Raw genomic sequence first — 800 nt, forward strand, 5'->3', positions numbered from 1 at the left:
GGCTCATACTACATCCAAAGCTTAATGCTTGATAAGCAAAAAAACGCTGATGCTATTGCTGTTCGCCAAACCAAAGAACAAGGGGTTATAAATCATGAAAGCTAAAAAAATAATAAAAATGGTAGACGAATATATGGAGGTTGAAAACGTAAAGAGAAGATAAAATACTTAAAGCAAGCCCTCAAAAAGCTGAGCAAGCCTGAAAAAAAGCTGGAACTAAAATTTGTAGAAGAAGATGGCAGTAAAGAGAAAATATCTAATGAGCTTGCCTTGATTCATGCCCATAGAAAAAAGGACTACGCCTATTAAAACAACTTGAAGAGGAGCGTAGAGAAGCAAAAAAGGCGAAAGAAGCCAAAAAACAAGCGAAACCAAAAGGATAAAGAAACATAACCACGAACTAATACAAACCAATATGAAATATGACAACCAAAAAGCCCATCTAGCACTTTATTGATAGCACAAGATGGGCCTGATGTTTTTTATAAACGGTTATTAATTAGCGATTGGGCAAAATGTCTTTAACCATATCGCGTAGATTATGTATAGCAGTGACGGTACTATCCCAATCGAGACAACCATCGGTGATAGATTTACCATACTCAAGCTGACTTAAGTCCGCTGTCAGTTTTTGGTTGCCGCCTTTGAGATGGCTTTCAATCATCATGCCAATGATAGACTTGTTGCCTTTTTGAATTTGCTCTGCGACATTTTGAATGACCATAGGCTGTAAATATGGGTCTTTGCCTGAATTTGCATGACTTGAGTCAATCATAATTTTGCTGTTGGTTTTACCTTTT

At 36.9% G+C, this 800-nt stretch carries 1 pseudogene; it reads right to left on the minus strand.

Annotated features, from left to right (window positions below):
* Positions 1–499 precede the first annotated feature (499 nt).
* Positions 500–800: pseudogene (locus ACS8FD_RS19170) on the minus strand (3-deoxy-7-phosphoheptulonate synthase); the annotation flags it as partial.

It is taken from the genome of Psychrobacter sp. 1U2, from assembly GCF_051847575.1.